This window comes from Mesorhizobium sp. CA15 (assembly GCF_020165215.1).
GTDB lineage: Bacteria > Pseudomonadota > Alphaproteobacteria > Rhizobiales > Rhizobiaceae > Mesorhizobium.
The window spans coordinates 61,936-79,950 of record NZ_JAIUHQ010000012.1; the positions used below are offsets into that span (position 1 = coordinate 61,936).

The following is an 18,015-nucleotide window of genomic DNA, read 5'->3' on the forward strand; positions in this document are numbered from 1 at the left end:
ACCGGCATGCAGGCACGCAAATATCGCCTGCAGGGGGCGGGGCTCGACCTCGCCCTCCCCTATCTCATGCTGGCGCCGGGCCTGACGATCGTGCTCGGCGTGCTCGTCTACCCGCTCTGGGACGGGCTGCGCGCCAGCACCAGGGCTTACCGCTACGGCTCGCCGGTCGCCCATGTCGGCTTCCGGAACTATGTGCAGCTTTGGAGCGACGCACAGTTCCTGAATTCGCTGTGGGTCACCGTCAAGTTCGTGGCGCTGTCGGTTTCGATCGAGGCGGTGCTGGGCTTCGCGCTTGCCTTGTTCTGCCTGCACGAATTCCGCGGCATTCGGCTGCTCAGGACGGTGCTGATCATTCCCATGGTGATCACGCCGGTCGTCGTCGCCATCCTGTTCAGGCTGATCTACGCCAGCGATGCCGGCATGCTGACGGCGCTCTCGGAGGCCATGGGCGGCGGCGGGGTCCAGATCCTCGGAAACCCGCTCAATGCCTTCATCGGCCTTGTCGTGCTCGACGTCTGGGAGTGGACGCCGCTGATGTTCCTGATCCTGCTCGCCGGCCTGCAGTCGCTGCCGCACGAGCCGTTCGAGGCGGCGCGCGTCGACGGCGCCGGGTCCTGGCGCGTCTTCGCCGATCTCACCTTCCCGATGATGCGGCCGGTGCTGGCGGTCGCCATCGTGCTCCGCACCATCGATGCCTTCGGCACCTTCGACCAGGTTTTCGTGCTGACCCGGGGCGGGCCGGGCGAAGCGACGAGGCTGATCTCGATCTATGGCTACGACACCGCTTTCAAATTCCAGCAGACCGGATACGCGGCGGCGTTGTTCGTGACGATCGGCCTCGTCGTGCTCGCGCTCGCCTTCAGCGCCATCAGGCTCCTGCGCAGGATCGACGCGTCATGAGCACCCGCCTGGCGCGCATCCTCACCACCATTTTCGTGCTGGCAGTGGTGCTGCTGCCGATCTACTGGCTGGTGTCCACCTCGCTCAAGTCCAACCGCGAGATCACGCAGGAAGGCACGCTCTATCCGCATGTGCCGACGCTCGACAATTACGTCAGGCTGTTCACCGAAAAGCAGTTCGGCTCCTACCTGACGAACTCGGTGGTGGTCACCTTCTTCTCGGTCGCGATAGCGCTGGTCTTCGGCGCGATGGGCGCCTACGCGATCGCTAGGTTCCGCCTGCCATTCGCCGCGGAGCGCAAGATCGGGCTCTTCCTCCTGACACTGCGCATCATCCCGCCGGTGGTGATCCTGATACCCGTCTATCTCTTGATGCTGAGCCTCGGGCTGCTCGACAGCTGGCTCGGACTGATCGCCACCTACACCGCCTTCAACGTCACCTTCTGCGTCTGGATGATGGAGAGCTTCTTCCGCGAGATCCCGGTCGACCTCGAGGAGGCGGCCATGGTGGACGGCGATTCACGCTTCGGCGCCTTCCGCCGCATCACGCTGCCATTGGCGGCACCGGGGCTCGCGGCCACCGCGATCTTCGCCGTGCTGGTCACCTTCAACGAATTCCTTTTCGCGCTGGCGCTGACCGCGACGCCGCGGGCGATGACCATGCCGCGCGGCACCGCCACACTCATCGGGCGCATCGATACCGACTGGGCCTCGATGGCGGCCGCCGGCGTCATCGGCGCGTTGCCGATCGTCTTCTTCGCACTCCTGGTGCAGCGGCATCTGGTACGCGGGCTGACCATGGGCGCGGTGAAATGATTGCCGCTCGGATACACGAACCGGCGGGCAGCGCTGGAGCGGCCTGATGAGAAAGTCGAACGCATGATGGATGTTTGTCTGTTCGGGGTGGGGCTGATCGGCCGCGTGCATGCGAGCAATCTCGCGCGCCACCCGAAGGTGCGGCTGCGCTACGTCGTCGATCCCAATCGCGAGGCGGCCGAGAAGGTCGCCGCCGTAACCGGCGCCGAGATCGTGGATACCGAGACCGTTATGAACGATCCGGCAGTGAAAATGGTGTTCATCGCCTCGGCCACGCGCACGCACGCGGAGCTTGCCATGGCGGCCGCCGCGCATGGCAAGGCGATCTTCTGCGAGAAGCCGATCGATCTCGACCTCAAGCGCACGGATGAATGCCTGGCCGCTGTCGCGAAAGCCGGCGTGCCGTTCCAGATCGGCTTCAACCGCCGCTTCGATCCGAGCTTCCGGGCGCTGAAGGAGCGCCTCGATGGCGGCGAGATCGGCGCCGTCGAGCAGGTCATCATCACCAGCCGCGATCCCGAACCGGAGACCGAGGAAGCGCTGGCCGGAGGCGGCGGGGTCTTTCGCGAGATGACCATCCACGATTTCGACATGGCGCGGAACATGCTTGGCGAAGAGCCTGTGGAGCTCTTCGCGACCGGCTCCTCGCTTGTTGCGCCGCAATACAGGAAGCTCGGCGACTACGACACCGCGATGTTCATCCTGCGAACGGCGTCCGGCCGGCAATGTCACATCAACAACAGCGTCAGGGCCGCCTACGGCTACGACCAGCGCATCGAGGTGCACGGCGCCGACGGCATGCTGCAGGCCGGCAACCGGCTGCCGACCTCTGTGGAAATGTACGGCGGCAAAGGTATTTCGCGCGACAAGCCCTACTACTTCTTCGTCGAACGCTATGCGGAATCCTACGCCGCCGAGATCGATCACTTCATCACCTGCGTCGAGACGGGCAGGAGTCCGGCGGTCACGGCCAGCGATGGGCGCAAGGCCATGATCCTCTGCGAGGCAGCGCTAGCGTCGGCCCGGTCCGGCAGGTTCGAACTCGTAGAGCTGTGAGCGGATGGTCCGAAATAAGCGGGAGTTTCCGAAATGAAGATTGGCATGATCACCGACAGCCTCGGCAACCTGTCCTTCGACGAGATGCTGCGCGCCTCGGCCGATCTCGGACTGGAGACGCTGGAGTTCGCCTGCGGCAACTGGTCGTCGGCGCCGCACATCGATCTGGCCGCCATGCTGGACAGCAAGACGACCCGAACCGAATTCGTCGCCAAGGTTCGCGACCACGGGCTGACGATCGCGGCGCTTAACTGCTCCGGCAACCCGCTGCATCCGGGACCGCAGGGCAAGCAGCATCGCCAAGTGACCGAGGACACGATCCGGCTGGCGAGCCTGATGGGCATCGACCGGGTGGTGATGATGTCCGGGCTGCCGGGCGGACCCGGCGACACCAATCCCAACTGGATCATCACCGACTGGCCGCCCGAATGCGCCGACATCCAGCGCTACCAGTGGGACGATTGCATCATCCCGTATTGGCGCGATCTCATCGAATTTGCGAACAATCTGGGCATCAGGAAGCTTTGCCTGGAACTGCATGGGCATCAGGCCGTGTACAATGTCCAGACGCTGTTCCGGCTGCGCGATGCGGTGGGCGAGACGGTCGGCGCCAACTACGATCCGAGCCATCCGATGTGGATGGGCGCCGATCCCATTGCCGCCGTGCGCAAGCTTGGCTCGGCGATCTACTATGTCCACGCCAAGGACACACGCATCGAACCTATACCGGCGGCCATCGACGGCACGCTCGATGCGCGCCCGCCAAATCATTATGCCGAAAGGGCCTGGAATTACATCACGCTCGGCTACGGCCACGGCGAGACCTGGTGGCGGCAGTTCTGCACGGCGCTGAAGCAGGCCGGCTACGACGACGTGCTGTCGATCGAGCACGAGGACATGATGCTGTCACCAATGGAAGGCATGCGCAAATCCGTGGCGCTGCTGCGCAACGTCGCTATCAACCTGGCCTGAATGCTCAGATCCGGTCCTGCATTGGTAGGTGATCACCGCCCGTTGCGGCGGCCTCGATGGCCGGCAGGCCTATCTCACATTGACCCAGCGCTGCTCCTGGAACGAACGGGCCATGGCATGCACGGTGCGCTCGATCTCCAGCCCCTCGTCGAAGTCGATGATGCGGGCCGGCTTGCCGGCGATGCGCATCAGGAGCTCGCGGCATTCGATCATCTTGAGGTCGTTGAAGCCGAGGCCGTGGCCGGGCGCCGGCAGGAAGGAATCGTAGGGCTTGTGGTGCGGCGCCACCAGGATAGTGCGGTAGCCCTGCTCGGTCGGCCGGTCGGCGGTGAGGTAGAGCTGGAACTCGTTCATCCGCTCCTGGTCGTAGAGGATCGAGCCCTTCGAGCCGAAGATCTGAATGGCGATGCGGCCCTTGCGGCCCCAGGCCGAGCGGTTGACCAAAAGCGTGCCGGCGACGCCGTTCTCGAGACGCATCAAGACGCTGGCGATGTCATAGGTCTCGACCGCGCGGCGGGCGCCGGAAGCGGTCCTGCGATCGGCATAGGGTTTGACCATGTCGCACATGACGCGCGAGACGCGGCCGAACAGCGCCTTGATCAGCGACAGCGGATGCACGGCGAAATCATCGAGCGCGCCATAGCCGGACGAAGCCTCGTGTTTCCAGAAGAACAGCGCCTCCGGGTCGGCCATGAAATCCTCGTCCATCTCGATGCGCACGAGATTGACGTCGCCGATGATCTTTTCCTCGAGCAGCGCGCCGATATGGCGGATGGCGGGGTTCTGGATGTAGTTGTAGCCGAGCACGGCGACCTTGCCGGATGTCCTCGCGGCCTTCGCCATCGCCTCGGCCTCGGCGAAACTCGGCGCCATCGGCTTCTCGCACCACAGATGCTTGCCGGCTTCGAGGACGGCGATCGCCATTTCCGGGTGGAACTGGTTCGGCGTGGTCAGCGAGACGATCTCGACGTCCGGATCCTCGACCACGGCGCGCCAGTCGCCGGAGCCTTTTGCGAAGCCGAACTCGGCAGCTTTGCGTTTGGCAAGCTCGTCATTCACCTCGCCCAGATGCACCAGTTTCGGCTTGTCGACATCGGGAAAGACGGTGCCCACCGCGTTCCAGGCGATGGCGTGGCACTTGCCCATGAAGCCAGTGCCGATGAGGCCCACTCCGACCATGTCGATTGTCTCCAGGATAAAGGAAAGTATGCGTGGATGAATTAGTCTATTTTGATAAAGAATGGAATATCTAAATCATTTTTTATGGTGTTCTTGCCCGAACTCGCTATGATGAGGCAGGAGAGAGACAAACCTTATGAGCGTGGGCGGAGCGACGATGGACGAACGGGTGCCTCGCGATTTCGAAACGCTGCGCGCGACGATCCTGGACAGACGCGCGAGCCTGCCCAAGCGCATCGCGCAGATCGCCGCCTATGCGCTCGACAATCCCGACGACATCGCCTTCGGCACGGCGGCGAGCATCGCCGCCTCGGCCGGCGTGCAGCCCTCGACGCTGATCCGTTTTGCCCAGCAGCTCGGCTTCGACGGCTTCACCAGCCTGCAGCAGGTTTTCCGCGAGCGTCTGCGCGAGCGCAACTCCTCCTATGACGAGCGGCTGGCGGCGTTGCGCGCCAAGGCCGAGGAAGGCCGCGGGCACCGGGCGATCTTCGACGGCTTCGTCGCCGCCGCCAGCACCTCGCTGGGCGACATCTCACGCTCGCTCAACGATGCCCATTTCGAGGAGGCGGTGGCGCTCCTGGCTAAGGCCGAGACGATCTATGTGCTGGCCAAGCGCCGCTCCTATCCGGTGGCGTCCTACATCGCCTATGCGCTGGGCAAGCTCAAGATCCGCAACCAGCTGGTGGAATCGGCCGCGGGGCTGAACGCCGAGATGATCGGCTTCGCCACGCCGCGCGACGCCGTCATCGCCATCAGCTTCTCGCCTTACGCGCCGGCGACCATCGAGGAGACGCGCTCGATCGCCGAGCAGGGCGTGCCGATCGTGGCGATCACCGACTCGTCCTTCTCGCCGCTGGCGCAATTCGCCAAGGTCTGGTTCGAGGTCGCCGAGGCCGATTTCGGCGGCTTCCGCTCGATCTCGGCGACGATGGCGCTGGCCATGGCGCTGACCGTCGCCGTGGGCGAGAAGCGCCGCGAAGCCGGGCGCCGACGCAAGGGCTGAGCCTCCCAGACGAGCGCTTTTCGGTTCGGGAATGCTCATTCCATATTGACTGTAGATTGGAATTAATATTTCATATTGACGACACCACGCCGTCGCCGGCGCGTGCTGTCCAAAACAAACGCTGCTCTGCACAACAAGGCCGATGGGAGGTTCGAATGGGCGAAGCCGTGGAAGGGAAATACCCACCGCTCGACGTCATCACCATCGGCCGCGCCTCGGTCGATCTCTATGGCCAGCAGATCGGCTCGCGGCTGGAGGACATCACCTCTTTCGCCAAGTCGGTCGGCGGCTGCCCGGCCAATATTTCCGTCGGCACGGCAAGGCTCGGCCTGCGCTCGGCGCTGCTCACCCGGGTCGGCGACGAGCAGATGGGCCGCTTCATCCGCGAGCAGCTTCGGCGCGAGGGCGTCTCGGTCGACGGCTTGAAGACCGACAAGGAGCGGCTGACGGCGCTGGTGCTGCTTTCGGTCGAAAGCGAAGGCGTCTCGCCGATGATTTTCTATCGTTCGGACTGCGCCGACATGGCGCTGGCCGAGGAGGATATCGATGAGGCCTTCGTCGCCTCGGCGCGCTCGGTGGTCGTCACCGGCACGCATTTCTCGCGGCCCAATTCCGATGCCGCCCAGCGCAAGGCCATCCGCCTGATGAAGGCCCGGGGTGGCAAGGTGGTGTTCGACATCGACTATCGCCCGAACCTCTGGGGGCTTGCCGGTCACGCCGAGGGCTTCGAGCGCTACGTGAAGTCGGACCGCGTCTCGGCGCAACTCAAGACCGTGCTGCCGGATTGCGATCTCATCGTCGGCACCGAGGAAGAGATCATGATCGCTTCCGGCGCCGACGATTGCCTGAGCGCGCTGAAGACGATCCGCGCGCTGTCCTCGGCCACCATCGTGCTCAAGCGCGGCGCCAAGGGCTGCATCGTCTATGACGGCCCGATCAGCGAGGACCTCGAGGACGGCATCATCGGCAAGGGTTTTCCGATCGAGATCTACAATGTGCTCGGAGCCGGCGACGCCTTCATGTCGGGCTTCCTGCGCGGCTGGCTCGGCGGCGAGAGCTTTGCCACCGCCGCGACCTGGGCCAATGCCTGCGGCGCCTTCGCCGTCTCGCGCCTGCTCTGCGCGCCGGAATATCCGACCTTCGAGGAGCTGCAGTTCTTTTTAAAGAACGGCAGCAAACACCTGGCGCTGCGCAAGGACGAGGCGATCAACCACGTCCACTGGGCAACGACGCGGCGGCGCGACATCCCCTCGCTGATGGCTTTAGCCTGCGATCATCGTGTGCAGTTGGAAGACGTTGCCGCGAAGGTCGGCGCAGATGTTTCGCGTATTCCCGACTTCAAGGTGCTCACCGTCAAGGCGGCGGCAAAGGTCGCTGCCGGCCGCGATGGCTACGGCATGCTGATCGACGAAAAATATGGCCGCGACGCCATGTTCGAATTCGCCCGTCATTCCTTCGCCTGGCTCGGCCGCCCGGTCGAATTGCCCGGGTCGCGGCCGCTGCGTTTCGAGTTTTCGCAGGATATCGGCTCGCAGCTCACCGAATGGCCGGTCGACCATTGCATCAAATGCCTGTGCTTCTATCACCCGGACGACCCGGAGGCGCTCAAAGTTGAGCAGCAGCAGAAGCTGCGCGCGCTGTTCGAGGCGGCGCGGAAGGTCGGCCGCGAGCTGCTGGTCGAGATCATCGCCGGCAAGCATGGCAAGCTCGACGACACCACCATTCCGCGCGCGCTTGAAGAGCTCTATGCGCTGGGCGTCAAGCCGGACTGGTGGAAGCTCGAGCCGCAGGCTTCCGCAGGCGCCTGGGCGAAAATCGAACAGGTGATCGTCAGGAACGATCCTTGGTGCCGTGGCGTGGTGCTGCTCGGGCTGGAAGCGCCGCAGGACGAGCTGGTCGCGGCGTTTGCCGCCACCGCCAATGCGCCGATCGTCAAGGGATTTGCCGTCGGCCGCACCATCTTCGTCAACGCCGCCGAACGATGGCTGGCCGGCAGGATGTCGGATGACGAGGCGATCGCCGACATGGCCGCGCGTTTCGAGCAGTTGACCGAGGCATGGCTTGCCGCGCGCGGCCGCAAGGCCGCATAACAAAGACCGCTGAAGGACTGCGGAGGAGACACCATGAGCAAGACAATCCGCCTGACGATGGCGCAGGCGCTGACCCGCTTCCTCAGCCGGCAAATGACCGAGATCGACGGGAAGAAGGTGTCGATCTTCGGCGGCGTCTGGGCCATCTTCGGCCATGGCAATGTCGCCGGCATCGGCGAGGCGCTCTACCAGGTCCGCGACGAGCTGCCGACCTTCCGCGCCCATAACGAGCAGGCGATGGCTCACGCGGCGATCGCCTATGGCAAGGCGAATTTCCGCCGCCGCTTCATGGCCGCGACCAGCTCGATCGGTCCCGGCGCGCTCAACATGGTGACGGCGGCCGCACTCGCGCATGTAAACCGGTTGCCCGTCCTGTTTTTGCCGGGCGATGTCTTCGCCAACCGCCTGCCGGACCCGGTGCTGCAGCAGGCCGAGGATTTCTCCGACGGCACCGCTACCGTCAATGACTGCTTCCGCCCGGTATCGCGCTATTTCGACCGCATCACGCGGCCGGAGCAGATCATCCCGGCGCTGAACCGCGCCATGCAGGTGCTGACCGATCCGGCCGAATGCGGCCCGGTGACGCTCTCGCTCTGCCAAGACGTGCAGGCGGAGGCCTATGATTATCCCGAAAGCCTGTTCGCCGAGCGCGTCTGGACACCGCGCCGGCTGCGCCCGGACCGCAACGAGCTGGCGGCAGCCGTCGCGGCGCTGAAGGGCGCCAGGAAGCCGCTGGTGATCGCGGGCGGCGGGGTGCTGTATTCGCAGGCTTCGGACGAGCTCGCCAAGCTGGTGCAGGGCGCTGGCATTCCGGTCTGCGAGACACAGGGCGGCAAATCCTCGTTGCCCGACGACGATCCGCTCAACATGGCGGCGGTCGGCGTCACCGGCACGTCGGCCGCCAACCGGCTGGCGGAAGAGGCCGATGTCGTGCTCGCCGTCGGCACCAGGCTGCAGGATTTCACCACCGGCTCCTGGGCGCTGTTCAAGAATGCCGGCCGCACCATTATTGGCCTCAATACCCAGGTCTTCGACGCCGGCAAGCATTGGGCGCTGCCGCTGGTCGCCGACGCGGCCGAAGGGCTTGCCGAGCTGTCCGCCGCGCTGAAGGGCTGGAAAGCGCCGGCCGCGTGGACCGACAATGCATTGAAGGGCAAGACGGAGTGGCAGGCCGCCGCCGCCAAGGTGACGGCCTCGACCAACGCCGCCTATCCGTCCGATGCGCAAGTGATCGGCGCCGTGCAGCGCGCCATGGGCTCGGGCGTCACGCTGCTGCATGCCGCGGGCGGTCTGCCCGGCGAATTGCACAAGCTCTGGCAGGCCGGCGCGCCGGGCTCCTACCATGCCGAATACGGCTTCTCGACCATGGGCTACGAGATCGCCGGCGGGCTCGGCGTCAAGATGGCGAAGCCCGACCAGGAGGTGGTCGTCATGGTCGGCGACGGCTCCTATCTGATGCTCAATTCCGAGATCGCCACTTCGGTGATGCTTGGCCTGAAGCTCACCATCGTTTTGCTCGACAATCGCGGCTATGGCTGCATCAACCGGCTGCAGATGGCGACCGGCGGCGCCAACTTCAACAACCTCTTGAAGGACGCCCGCCACGAGGTGATGCCTGACGTCGACTTCGCCGCGCACGCGGCAAGCTTAGGTGCCGTGGCCGAGAAGGTAGCGTCGATCGCCGAGCTGGAGACGGCACTGGCCAAGGCGAAGAAGAACGACAAGACGACGGTGCTGGTCATCGACACCGACCCGCTGGTCTCGACCGAGGCGGGCGGCCATTGGTGGGATGTCGCCGTGCCGGAGGTCTCGTCGCGACGCGAAGTCAATGCCGCGCGCAAGAAATACGAGGAAGCCGTGGGCAGCCGTCAGGGCTGAACCGGCTCGCAACGAACCGACATTGGAGTGACGACTTGAAAGCCAAACTGGGCATGTCCCCCATCGCATGGTGGAATGACGATCTCGTGGAATTGAGCGATGACGTGTCGCTGGAAGAATGCCTGCGCCAGTCGCGCTCGGCCGGCTTCACCGGTATGGAGATGGGCCGCCGCTTCCCCAATGATCCGAAGGTGATGCTGCCGATCCTGAAGGAGGCCGACGTCACGCTTTGCGGCGGCTGGTTCTCAGGCACGCTTGTCAACGAGGACATCTCCCGGAACAAGGACCGCATCCAGCCGATGATCGACCTGTTCAAGGCGGTCGATGCGCCCTGCATCGTCTATGGCGAGGTCGGCCGGTCCATCCAGGGCGACCGCTCCAAGCCTCTGGCCACCAAGCCGAAACTTTCCGCCGACGAGATGAAGGCTTACGGCCGGCGCGTCACCGAGTTCGGCGAGTGGTGCGCTGAGCAAGGCATGCCGCTCTCCTACCATCACCACATGGCGGCGGTGGTCGAGACCGAGCCGGAGCTCGACGCCTTCATGCGCAACTCCGGCGAAGGCATTCCGCTGCTGCTCGATGCCGGCCATCTCGCCTTTGCCGGCGGCGACGTGCTGCGCGCCATTGACAATCACCACAAGCGCATCAACCACGTCCATGTGAAGGATGTTCGCATGGGCGTGATCGACAGGCTCGACCGCACGAAACAGTCCTTCCTCGACGCCGTGGCGCTCGGCGCCTTCACCGTGCCGGGCGACGGCTCACTCGACTTCGGGGCGATTGTCCAGCGTTTCGCCGATCATGGCTATGAAGGCTGGTTCGTGGTCGAGGCCGAGCAGGATCCGAAGAAGAACCCGCCGCTCAAGATGGCCCAAGTCGGCCACAAGGAACTTATGCGGGTGATGACGGCCGCCGGCTATACGGTCGAGACGCAGGGTTTTCCGGCCTGAGCAGTGGATTAGTCGGGGCGCCCGGTTTATCCGTTGTGCTTTCGGCAAATCCTGGATTGGCGCGATGAAAGACTATGAGCATCCCTTCTTCCGGCCGCTGTGGCGCCGTATGGCGGTCGTCGCGGTCTGCCTGGTCTGGTCGGTGATCGAATTCGCGTCCGGCACGCCGTTCTGGGGCGTCATCGCGCTGGGCTTCGCCGGCTATGCCGTGTGGCAGTTTTTCTACCTCTACAAATCGGAGGAGGAGAACAAGGCCGAACCCGGACCGAAGGAGTGACTAATCCATGGCTCAGAAGCGTCTACGGATCGGATACTGCGTGCATGGCGGATCGCATGCGTTGGCGATTAGCCGAAACGCCCCTCGCTTCGTCATCCTAGGGCGGAGCAAGGAGCGCAGCGACGTAGCGCAGACCCTAGGATCCATGCCATGACTTTGACGTGTCGCGACGGTGCAGACAATGGCGCCGAAACGCCGGCCCAGACAGCCTCTTTCTGCACGGCTGCATTCTACGGCAGGTGTAACGGCATGGATTCTAGGGTCTGCGCGCGTCGCTTCGCTCCTAGCTCCGCCCTAGAATGACGACGTTGCGAGGGAACCGGCCAATCTCCAAGGTTTTCGCGATAGTCCATCGGATTCTTAGCTGCGCGAATGGGGCGCCCAAGAATTAGGAGAGCCAAAAATGTCGAAACTGCTCGTCAAGGCCGATAAGGGCCACGGCCATGTCGCTCATGTCACGCCGCAAAGCGCCGGCTGGACCTATGTCGGTTTCGACCTGCATCGGCTTCGTCCGGGCGAGACGGTGTCCGGCAAAACCGGCGAGCGCGAGGTCTGCCTGGTGTTCGTCACCGGCAAGGGCAAGGCATCGGCCGGCGGCAAGGATCTCGGCCTGCTCGGCGAGCGCATGTCGCCCTTCGAAGGCAAGCCGTGGTCGGTCTATGTGCCGCAAGGCGCCGACTGGTCGGTGACCGCCGATACCGAGCTGGAACTCGCCGTCTGCTCGGCGCCTGGCCTCGGTGGCCGTCTGCCGGTGCGCGTCATCGGACCTGACGATCTCGGCCAGGAGGTGCGCGGCAAGGGCACCAACACGCGCTACGTCACCAACATCCTGCCCGAGGGCAAGCCGGCTGATTCGCTGCTGGTGGTCGAGGTGATCACGCCCGGCGGCCACACGTCGAGCTATCCGCCGCACAAGCACGACCGGGACAATCTGCCGGCCGAATCCTATCTCGAGGAGACCTATTACCACCGCCTCAACCCGCCGCAGGGCTTTGCCTTCCAGCGCGTCTACACCGATGCCGACCGCAACGGCGTGCGCGAGCTGGACGAAGCGATGGCGATCGAGGACGGCGATGTCGTGCTGGTGCCCAAGGGCTATCACCCTTGCGCCGCCTGCCACGGCTACGACCTCTATTACCTCAACGTCATGGCCGGACCGAAGCGGACGTGGAAGTTCCACAACGCGCCCGAGCATGAATGGCTGATGAAGGCCTGATCGGCACGCCGGCAAAGCCGTTGGTCCAGCCCGGAAAAATCGTCGGCTAACGAGCTCCGTGCTGGACTTGCCTTCGAAAACCCACGAAAGCTTCGTCAATCCGTCATGGAAATCACCTATGGCAGCGGTTCCGGTGCATGTCGCCGCAAGCGCTCCGGCGTTTGGGCCACGACCTGCCAAGACAATGACTTGAAGCGCGTCGCATATTCCTTCGGGGGCGCAGCGCGCTTGACGAGGAACGCCCATGCGCTACGCCATCTACTACACCCCGGGACAGGACGAGAAGCTGGCGCGCATTGCCGCCAACTGGCTGGGCCGCGACCCGTTTGGCGCGGCGACGCGGCCGGTCGAGGCCGTGGGCGATCTGTCGGCCGCGGAAGTCGCTTTCCATACTGCCTCTGCCCGGCGCTACGGATTCCATGCGACGCTGAAAGCCCCGTTCCGGCTGGCGCCGAACGAGACGGAAGCTTCGCTGCGCGCCGCGCTCGACGCTTTCGCCGAGACGACGCCGCCTGTGATCATCCCGCGTCTCGTCGTCGGCCAGATCGACGGCTTCTTCGCGCTGGTGCCGGAAACGCAGTTCGCGCCGCTCAACGATTTCGCCGGCGAGGTGGTGCGCGCCTTCGATCCGTTCCGCGCGCCGCTGACCGAGGCCGAGATCGAGCGCCGCAGCCCCGATGCGCTGAAGCCGGACGAGTTCCGCAACCTCTGCCAATGGGGTTACCCTTACGTCTTCGACACGTTCCGCTTCCACATGACGCTGTCGGGGTGGGTCGGGCCACGGGAAAGCCCACGTCTTCGTGCAGCGATCGACGGCCTGTTCGCCGATGTGCTGCGGCAGCCGGTGCCGGTGGATGCGCTGACATTGTTCGTCGAAAGCGAGCCCGGCGCCCCGTTCATGGTGCTTTCCCATCATGCGCTTGGCCGTAGCCCCGCCCGCAAAACAGCTTGATTGATATAGGACCGCCCTCGATGACCGCCGAAACCGTTCTCACCAATGCCCGCATCGTGCTGCCCGAGGAAATCGTCGAAGGCTCGCTTTTGTTGCGCGACGGCCTGATTGCCGCCGTCGAGCCGGGTGCTGCCCGCATCGGCGAGGATATGGGCGGCGACTACATCATCCCGGGCCTTGTCGAGCTGCACACCGATCACCTCGAGGGCCATTACGCGCCGCGTCCGAAAGTGCGCTGGAACCCGATCGCCGCCGTGCTTGCCCATGACGCCCAGGTCGCCACCGCCGGTATCACGACGGTGCTCGACGCCTTGCGCGTCGGCATGGACGAGGATGCCGACCTGAAATCCGACGATGTTCGCAAGCTGGCCGACGCGATCGAGGACAGCGTGCGCCAGGATCGGCTCAGGGCCGACCATTTCATCCACCTGCGCTGCGAGGTCTCGGCGCCGGACTGCCTCGAGGCTTTCGCCAATTTCGAGACCGACGAGCGGGTTAAGCTCGCCTCGCTGATGGATCACGCGCCCGGACAGCGCCAGTTCGTCAACCTCGAGACCTATGCCTACTACTACCAGCGCAAACTGAAGCTGACGGACCGCGACTTCCAGAAATTCTGCGAGAAGCGGATGGCCGAATCGGCCCGCAATTCCGGTCCGAACCGGGTCTTCATCTCAGCCGCCTGCCAGGAGCGCGGCATCGTGCTGGCGAGCCATGACGACGCGACCGCCGGCCATGTCGACGAAGCGATCGAGCAGGGCGTGCGCGTCGCCGAGTTCCCGACGACGCAAGAGGCGGCAAAGGCCTCGAAAGCCGCAGGCCTCGGCGTGCTGATGGGCGCGCCAAACGTCATGCGCGGCGCCTCGCATTCCGGCAATGTCTCGGCGCGCACGCTCGCCGCCGACGGCCTGCTCGACATCCTGTCATCCGACTACATCCCCTTCAGCCTGATCCAGTCGGCTTTCTTCCTCGGCGATGTCGTCGAGGGCATCTCGCTGCCGCAGGCGGTCGCGATGGTCTCGAAGAACCCGGCCGAAGCGATCGGCCTCGCCGACCGCGGCGTCATCGAGCCCGGCCGCCGTGCTGACCTTGTGCGGGTGCGCGTGGACGACCACGTGCCGGTCGTGCGTACCGTTTGGCGCCAGGGCCGCCGGGTCGCATGATGGTCTCGGCCCTCATCGAGCGCGAACTGGCCGACAGCCTGCCGATCCGCAATGGCGTCTTCGTCGCGGTGGTGGGGCCGAGCGGCGCCGGCAAGGACACGGTGATCGGCTACGCCAAGCAGCGCTTTGCCGGCGAGACGCGGCTGGAATTCGTGCGCCGCGTCATCACCAGGCCGAGCGACACGGCAAGCGAGGACCACGACACGTTGGCCGATGCCGCCTTTGCCGAGGCGGAAGCGGACGGCGCCTTCTCGCTCTGCTGGGACGCGCATGGCCTGCGCTATGGCCTGCCGGCCGATGTCGACTGGGCGGTCGCCAATGGTCATGTAGCCGTGGCGAATGTCTCCCGCGCGGTCATACCGGCGCTGCGCGAACGCTACGCCAATCTGGCCGTGGTCGAGATCACCGCCACGCCGGAGATCCTCGCCGAGCGGCTGGCGGCGCGTGGCCGCGAATCGCGCGGCGAGGTGCTTGCCCGCCTGGCGCGCAGCACCAGCGTAAAGCTGACGGGACCGGACGTGACCTCGATCGACAACAGCGGCGACAAGGAAATCGCCGGCGAACGCTTCGCCGAGGTGCTGCGCAAGGCGATGGCGTTCTCGGATCTGTCGGACATGATCTAGCGCTTTCCCTTCTCCCCTTGTGGGAGAAGGTGGATCGGCGCGAAGCGCCGAGACGGATGAGGGGTGCTCCAGCTTGGCGGTGGCTTTCGCCTGGCAGCACCGTTGTGCCCAAACGCCAGCGCCTCGCTCCGTCCAGCACCCCTCATCCGGCCGCTTCGCGGCCACCTTCTCCCACAAGGAGGGCTTTGCACGGGAGAGTGAATTCTGTTTGTTGGCTAATGAGGCGTTTTTGAAGGCCGTGGGAGCGGTTTTGGGCGGCTTTGCGGGGCATTTGCCGGGTTAGGCGGCCAATCCGCTGGACTGCGGACGCACTCCTCCTCATGCTCGTCTCTCAGCAGGTGGAAAGAGGGCGCCGATCATGGTCCTTAGATTGTAGGCGCAGGCCGCCAGCATGCACTGCGTGCGGTTGGTGGCCAGGTTGAAGAAGCGCACGCGCCGCATGCCATAGTGCTCCTTGAATACGGCGAACGGCCGCTCGACCGCCGCGCGCACCTTGGCGATCAGCCGGTTGCGCAGCTTTTGGCGCGGCGGCAGCTCGGGGTGATGCTTGTTGGCCCGCCGCATCAGCCGATCCTTGATGTTGGCCTCGGCTAGCCGATCGTGCCTGGCGTGGGTGTAATAGGCCTGATCGCCATAGGCCGCCTTCTCGTCGCCGCAGATCAGCTGGTCGGCCGGCTCGGTGTCGGTGAGCGAGGCGTCGCTCACCTCGACGCGCCGGATGATGGTGTGCGCCTGGTCAGCGCCGATGTGCATCTTGTAGCCGAAGGTGCTCTTCTTGCCCTTCTTGCCCCAGCGCGCATCCTTGTCGGACGACGGCTTGATCGGACCATGATGGCCCTTCTTGGGCTGCTTGGGCGGGCGGCCGCGGGCCTGCAAGAATGTGGCATCGACCAAGGTACCGCGCTTGACGATCAAGCTCTTCGCCTCCAGTTGGCGATTGATCTCCTCAAAGATCTTGTCGATCAGACGCTCGCGCGTCAGTTCCTCGCGGAAACGCCACAGCGTCGAGTGATCAGGCGTGCGATCCGAAAGGCTGAAGCCAGCAAAGCGGCGGAACGACAGCCGGTCCCGGATTTGCGCTTCAAGCGCGGGATCGCTCAGTCCATGCCACACGCCCAGCAGCAAGCAACGCACCAGCGGCTCGGCTGGATAGCTGGTGTTGCCAGAGCCAGGACCGCTGCGATGACCAAGCAAGGTTCGAATTGGCGCCCAGTCCAGTTCCTTCGCTATCAGGTCGAAGATCGTCTCATCCGACGCCGCAAAACCGTCCGCTAGGCTCAATTGGCCAAGCACTCGATCGACCATCGCGAATCCTCCTTGCCGGGATATCCGCATGGAATCACTGATCCGATTCTGTGCAAAGTCCTCACAAGGGGAGAAGGTGAAACGCAGCGCCTCACTTATTGAAGTTGGCGATGAACTGCTTGAACTGCGGCGTCGGCGGCCTGGCGAACATCTCCTTCGGTTCGCCGGCCGAGTCCACCTCGCCCTTGTGCAGGAACATCACCTTGCTCGACACGTCGCGGGCAAAACCCATCTCATGCGTGACGACCAGCATGGTGCGTCCTTCTTCGGCGAGCGACCGCATGACGCGCAGCACCTCGCCGACCAGTTCCGGATCGAGCGCCGATGTCGGCTCGTCGAACAGCATCACCTTGGGATTCATCGCCAGCGCCCGGGCTATTGCCGCGCGCTGCTGCTGGCCGCCAGACATGTGGGGCGGGTAGTAGTTGCGGCGCTCCCATATGCCGACGCGCTTCAGCAATGCCTCCGCCTGCTCCAGGCACTCGGCGCGCGGCCGCTTCAGCACATGCATCGGCGCGGCGACGAGGTTTTCCAGCACGGTCATGTGCGACCATAGATTGAAGCTCTGGAAAACCATGGCGAGGTTGGCGCGGATCCGCTCCACCTGGCGGATGTCGGCGGGCATCTGGTGGCCGTCGCGACCCCGCTTCATCTTGATGAGCTCGCCGTCGACCCGCACTTCGCCGGAATCCGGGGTCTCCAGGAGATTGATACAACGCAGCATCGTGCTCTTGCCGGACCCGGAGGAGCCGAGAATCGAGATGACGTCGCCCTTGTGGGCCTCGAGCGAAATGCCCTTGAGCACCTCATGATCGCCGAAGCACTTGCGCAGATTCTTGACGCTGATGGCGGGCGTCTCCTCGGAGGACGGCGCGGCTTTCGCGGCAGCGGCGACATTTGCCGACATCACAACACCTCCGGTACGGGTTTGACTTGCTGGCTCTGCTCGGGCGGGGGACGCAGATGCGGCGAGAGCCGGTGTTCGACCCAGGCGAACAACCGGGCGATCGACAGGTTGAGAAGCAGGTAGATCACGCCGGCGCAGGTCAGCACCTCAATCGGCCGGAACGTGTCATGCTGGATCTTCTGCGCCGTTCCCATCATCTCCATGATGGTGACCACGGACGCCAGCGCGGTTGCCTTGGTCATGAGGATGATTTCCGTCGAATAGGCCGGCAACGCAAGCCGCAGCGCGATCGGCAGCGTGACGAGGCGGAAGCGGGTGAAGGCCGACATGCCGAACGCCTTGGCCGCCTCGATCTGGCCGACAGGCACCGCGCGCAGCGCGCCGCGGAAAATCTCGCTCTCATAGGCCGCAGTATTCAAGGCCATGGCGACGATCGTGCAATACATCGGATCGCGCAGGATCGGCCACAGGATCGGGCTGTGGCGCACGAAGTCGAACTGGGAGAGCCCGAAATAGACCAGATAGAGCTGCACCAGCAACGGCGAGCCGCGGAAGACGAAAACGTAGGCGCGGGTGAAATACTCGCCCGATTTGTAGCCGGAAGCCCGCAGCCAGGTCAGGCCGGTGGCGATAATGAGCCCGAAGGCGATGCCGAAGAACCAGATCTCGAGCGTCAGCGGCAGCGCCTTCAGCACGCTCCACATGGTTGAAAGGTAGAAGTCGAAATCCACC

At 64.6% G+C, this 18,015-nt stretch carries 17 protein-coding genes; 13 read left to right on the plus strand and 4 right to left on the minus strand.

The genetic code is table 11. The annotated features are described in order from the left end of the window. The first annotated feature begins 6 nt into the window (after positions 1 to 6). The 4 genes from LB515_RS19210 (at position 7) to LB515_RS19225 (ending at position 3,743) form a co-directional block, all read left to right on the plus strand. Positions 7 to 900: a carbohydrate ABC transporter permease gene (locus tag LB515_RS19210; RefSeq protein ID WP_224708641.1), complete on the plus strand. Its 894-nt coding sequence runs from the start codon at positions 7 to 9 to the stop codon at positions 898 to 900. After that, on the plus strand, positions 897 to 1,715 hold the full coding sequence (locus LB515_RS19215; protein ID WP_095768049.1) for a carbohydrate ABC transporter permease: 819 nt from the start codon (positions 897 to 899) through the stop codon (positions 1,713 to 1,715). Before LB515_RS19210 ends, LB515_RS19215 begins: the two co-directional genes overlap by 4 nt. Before the next feature lie 63 nt (positions 1,716 to 1,778). Beyond that, complete coding sequence (iolG, locus tag LB515_RS19220; protein WP_224708642.1) at positions 1,779 to 2,771, plus strand: inositol 2-dehydrogenase; 993 nt, start codon at positions 1,779 to 1,781, stop codon at positions 2,769 to 2,771. A 33-nt stretch (positions 2,772 to 2,804) separates the two neighbouring features. Next, positions 2,805 to 3,743 (plus strand): sugar phosphate isomerase/epimerase family protein, encoded by a 939-nt coding sequence (locus LB515_RS19225; protein ID WP_224708643.1) that lies wholly within the window; start codon positions 2,805 to 2,807, stop codon positions 3,741 to 3,743. 69 nt (positions 3,744 to 3,812) lie between these two features. Here LB515_RS19225 and LB515_RS19230 read toward each other — a convergent pair whose 3' ends face one another. After that, positions 3,813 to 4,922, minus strand: coding sequence for a Gfo/Idh/MocA family protein (locus LB515_RS19230; RefSeq protein ID WP_224708644.1), 1,110 nt, complete (start codon positions 4,920 to 4,922; stop codon positions 3,813 to 3,815). 157 nt (positions 4,923 to 5,079) lie between these two features. Here LB515_RS19230 and LB515_RS19235 point away from each other — a divergent pair, with 157 nt between their 5' ends. The 9 genes from LB515_RS19235 (at position 5,080) to phnN (ending at position 15,071) form a co-directional block, all read left to right on the plus strand. Then, positions 5,080 to 5,925 (plus strand): MurR/RpiR family transcriptional regulator, encoded by an 846-nt coding sequence (locus tag LB515_RS19235; RefSeq protein WP_176477064.1) that lies wholly within the window; start codon positions 5,080 to 5,082, stop codon positions 5,923 to 5,925. A gap of 155 nt (positions 5,926 to 6,080) precedes the next feature. Next, the gene (locus LB515_RS19240) at positions 6,081 to 8,015 is read left to right on the plus strand and encodes a bifunctional 5-dehydro-2-deoxygluconokinase/5-dehydro-2-deoxyphosphogluconate aldolase (protein WP_224708645.1); all 1,935 of its coding nucleotides are present in this window, start codon (positions 6,081 to 6,083) and stop codon (positions 8,013 to 8,015) included. A 33-nt stretch (positions 8,016 to 8,048) separates the two neighbouring features. Next, positions 8,049 to 9,893, plus strand: a complete 1,845-nt coding sequence (gene iolD / locus LB515_RS19245) for a 3D-(3,5/4)-trihydroxycyclohexane-1,2-dione acylhydrolase (decyclizing) (RefSeq protein ID WP_224708646.1) — start codon at positions 8,049 to 8,051, stop codon at positions 9,891 to 9,893. A 35-nt stretch (positions 9,894 to 9,928) separates the two neighbouring features. After that, positions 9,929 to 10,843 carry a myo-inosose-2 dehydratase gene (gene iolE, locus LB515_RS19250; RefSeq protein WP_224525906.1) on the plus strand — a complete coding sequence of 305 codons (915 nt, stop codon included), beginning with the start codon at positions 9,929 to 9,931 and terminating at the stop codon, positions 10,841 to 10,843. Positions 10,844 to 10,907: 64 nt separating this feature from the next. Continuing rightward, positions 10,908 to 11,120 carry a DUF3329 domain-containing protein gene (locus LB515_RS19255; RefSeq protein WP_224708647.1) on the plus strand — a complete coding sequence of 71 codons (213 nt, stop codon included), beginning with the start codon at positions 10,908 to 10,910 and terminating at the stop codon, positions 11,118 to 11,120. Between the two features lie 403 nt (positions 11,121 to 11,523). Further along, positions 11,524 to 12,336, plus strand: a complete 813-nt coding sequence (gene iolB / locus LB515_RS19260; RefSeq protein WP_224708648.1) for a 5-deoxy-glucuronate isomerase — start codon at positions 11,524 to 11,526, stop codon at positions 12,334 to 12,336. A gap of 244 nt (positions 12,337 to 12,580) precedes the next feature. Further along, positions 12,581 to 13,288: a DUF1045 domain-containing protein gene (locus LB515_RS19265; protein ID WP_224708649.1), complete on the plus strand. Its 708-nt coding sequence runs from the start codon at positions 12,581 to 12,583 to the stop codon at positions 13,286 to 13,288. 20 nt (positions 13,289 to 13,308) lie between these two features. Continuing rightward, positions 13,309 to 14,448 carry an alpha-D-ribose 1-methylphosphonate 5-triphosphate diphosphatase gene (locus LB515_RS19270; RefSeq protein WP_224708650.1) on the plus strand — a complete coding sequence of 380 codons (1,140 nt, stop codon included), beginning with the start codon at positions 13,309 to 13,311 and terminating at the stop codon, positions 14,446 to 14,448. Continuing rightward, positions 14,445 to 15,071, plus strand: coding sequence for a phosphonate metabolism protein/1,5-bisphosphokinase (PRPP-forming) PhnN (gene phnN, locus LB515_RS19275; RefSeq protein ID WP_224546423.1), 627 nt, complete (start codon positions 14,445 to 14,447; stop codon positions 15,069 to 15,071). The genes LB515_RS19270 and phnN overlap by 4 nt, the downstream gene beginning before the upstream one ends. A 318-nt stretch (positions 15,072 to 15,389) precedes the next feature. On the opposite strand, the gene LB515_RS19280 is transcribed toward phnN, so the two are convergent. The 3 genes from LB515_RS19280 to LB515_RS19290 form a co-directional block, all read right to left on the minus strand. Next, positions 15,390 to 16,376, minus strand: a complete 987-nt coding sequence (locus tag LB515_RS19280) for an IS5 family transposase (protein WP_224708651.1) — start codon at positions 16,374 to 16,376, stop codon at positions 15,390 to 15,392. A 91-nt stretch (positions 16,377 to 16,467) separates the two neighbouring features. Next, positions 16,468 to 17,283, minus strand: a complete 816-nt coding sequence (locus LB515_RS19285; RefSeq protein WP_224708652.1) for an ABC transporter ATP-binding protein — start codon at positions 17,281 to 17,283, stop codon at positions 16,468 to 16,470. Continuing rightward, positions 17,283 to 18,014: an ABC transporter permease gene (locus LB515_RS19290; RefSeq protein WP_224631606.1), complete on the minus strand. Its 732-nt coding sequence runs from the start codon at positions 18,012 to 18,014 to the stop codon at positions 17,283 to 17,285. The genes LB515_RS19285 and LB515_RS19290 overlap by 1 nt, the downstream gene beginning before the upstream one ends. Between the last annotated feature and the right edge of the window lies 1 nt (position 18,015).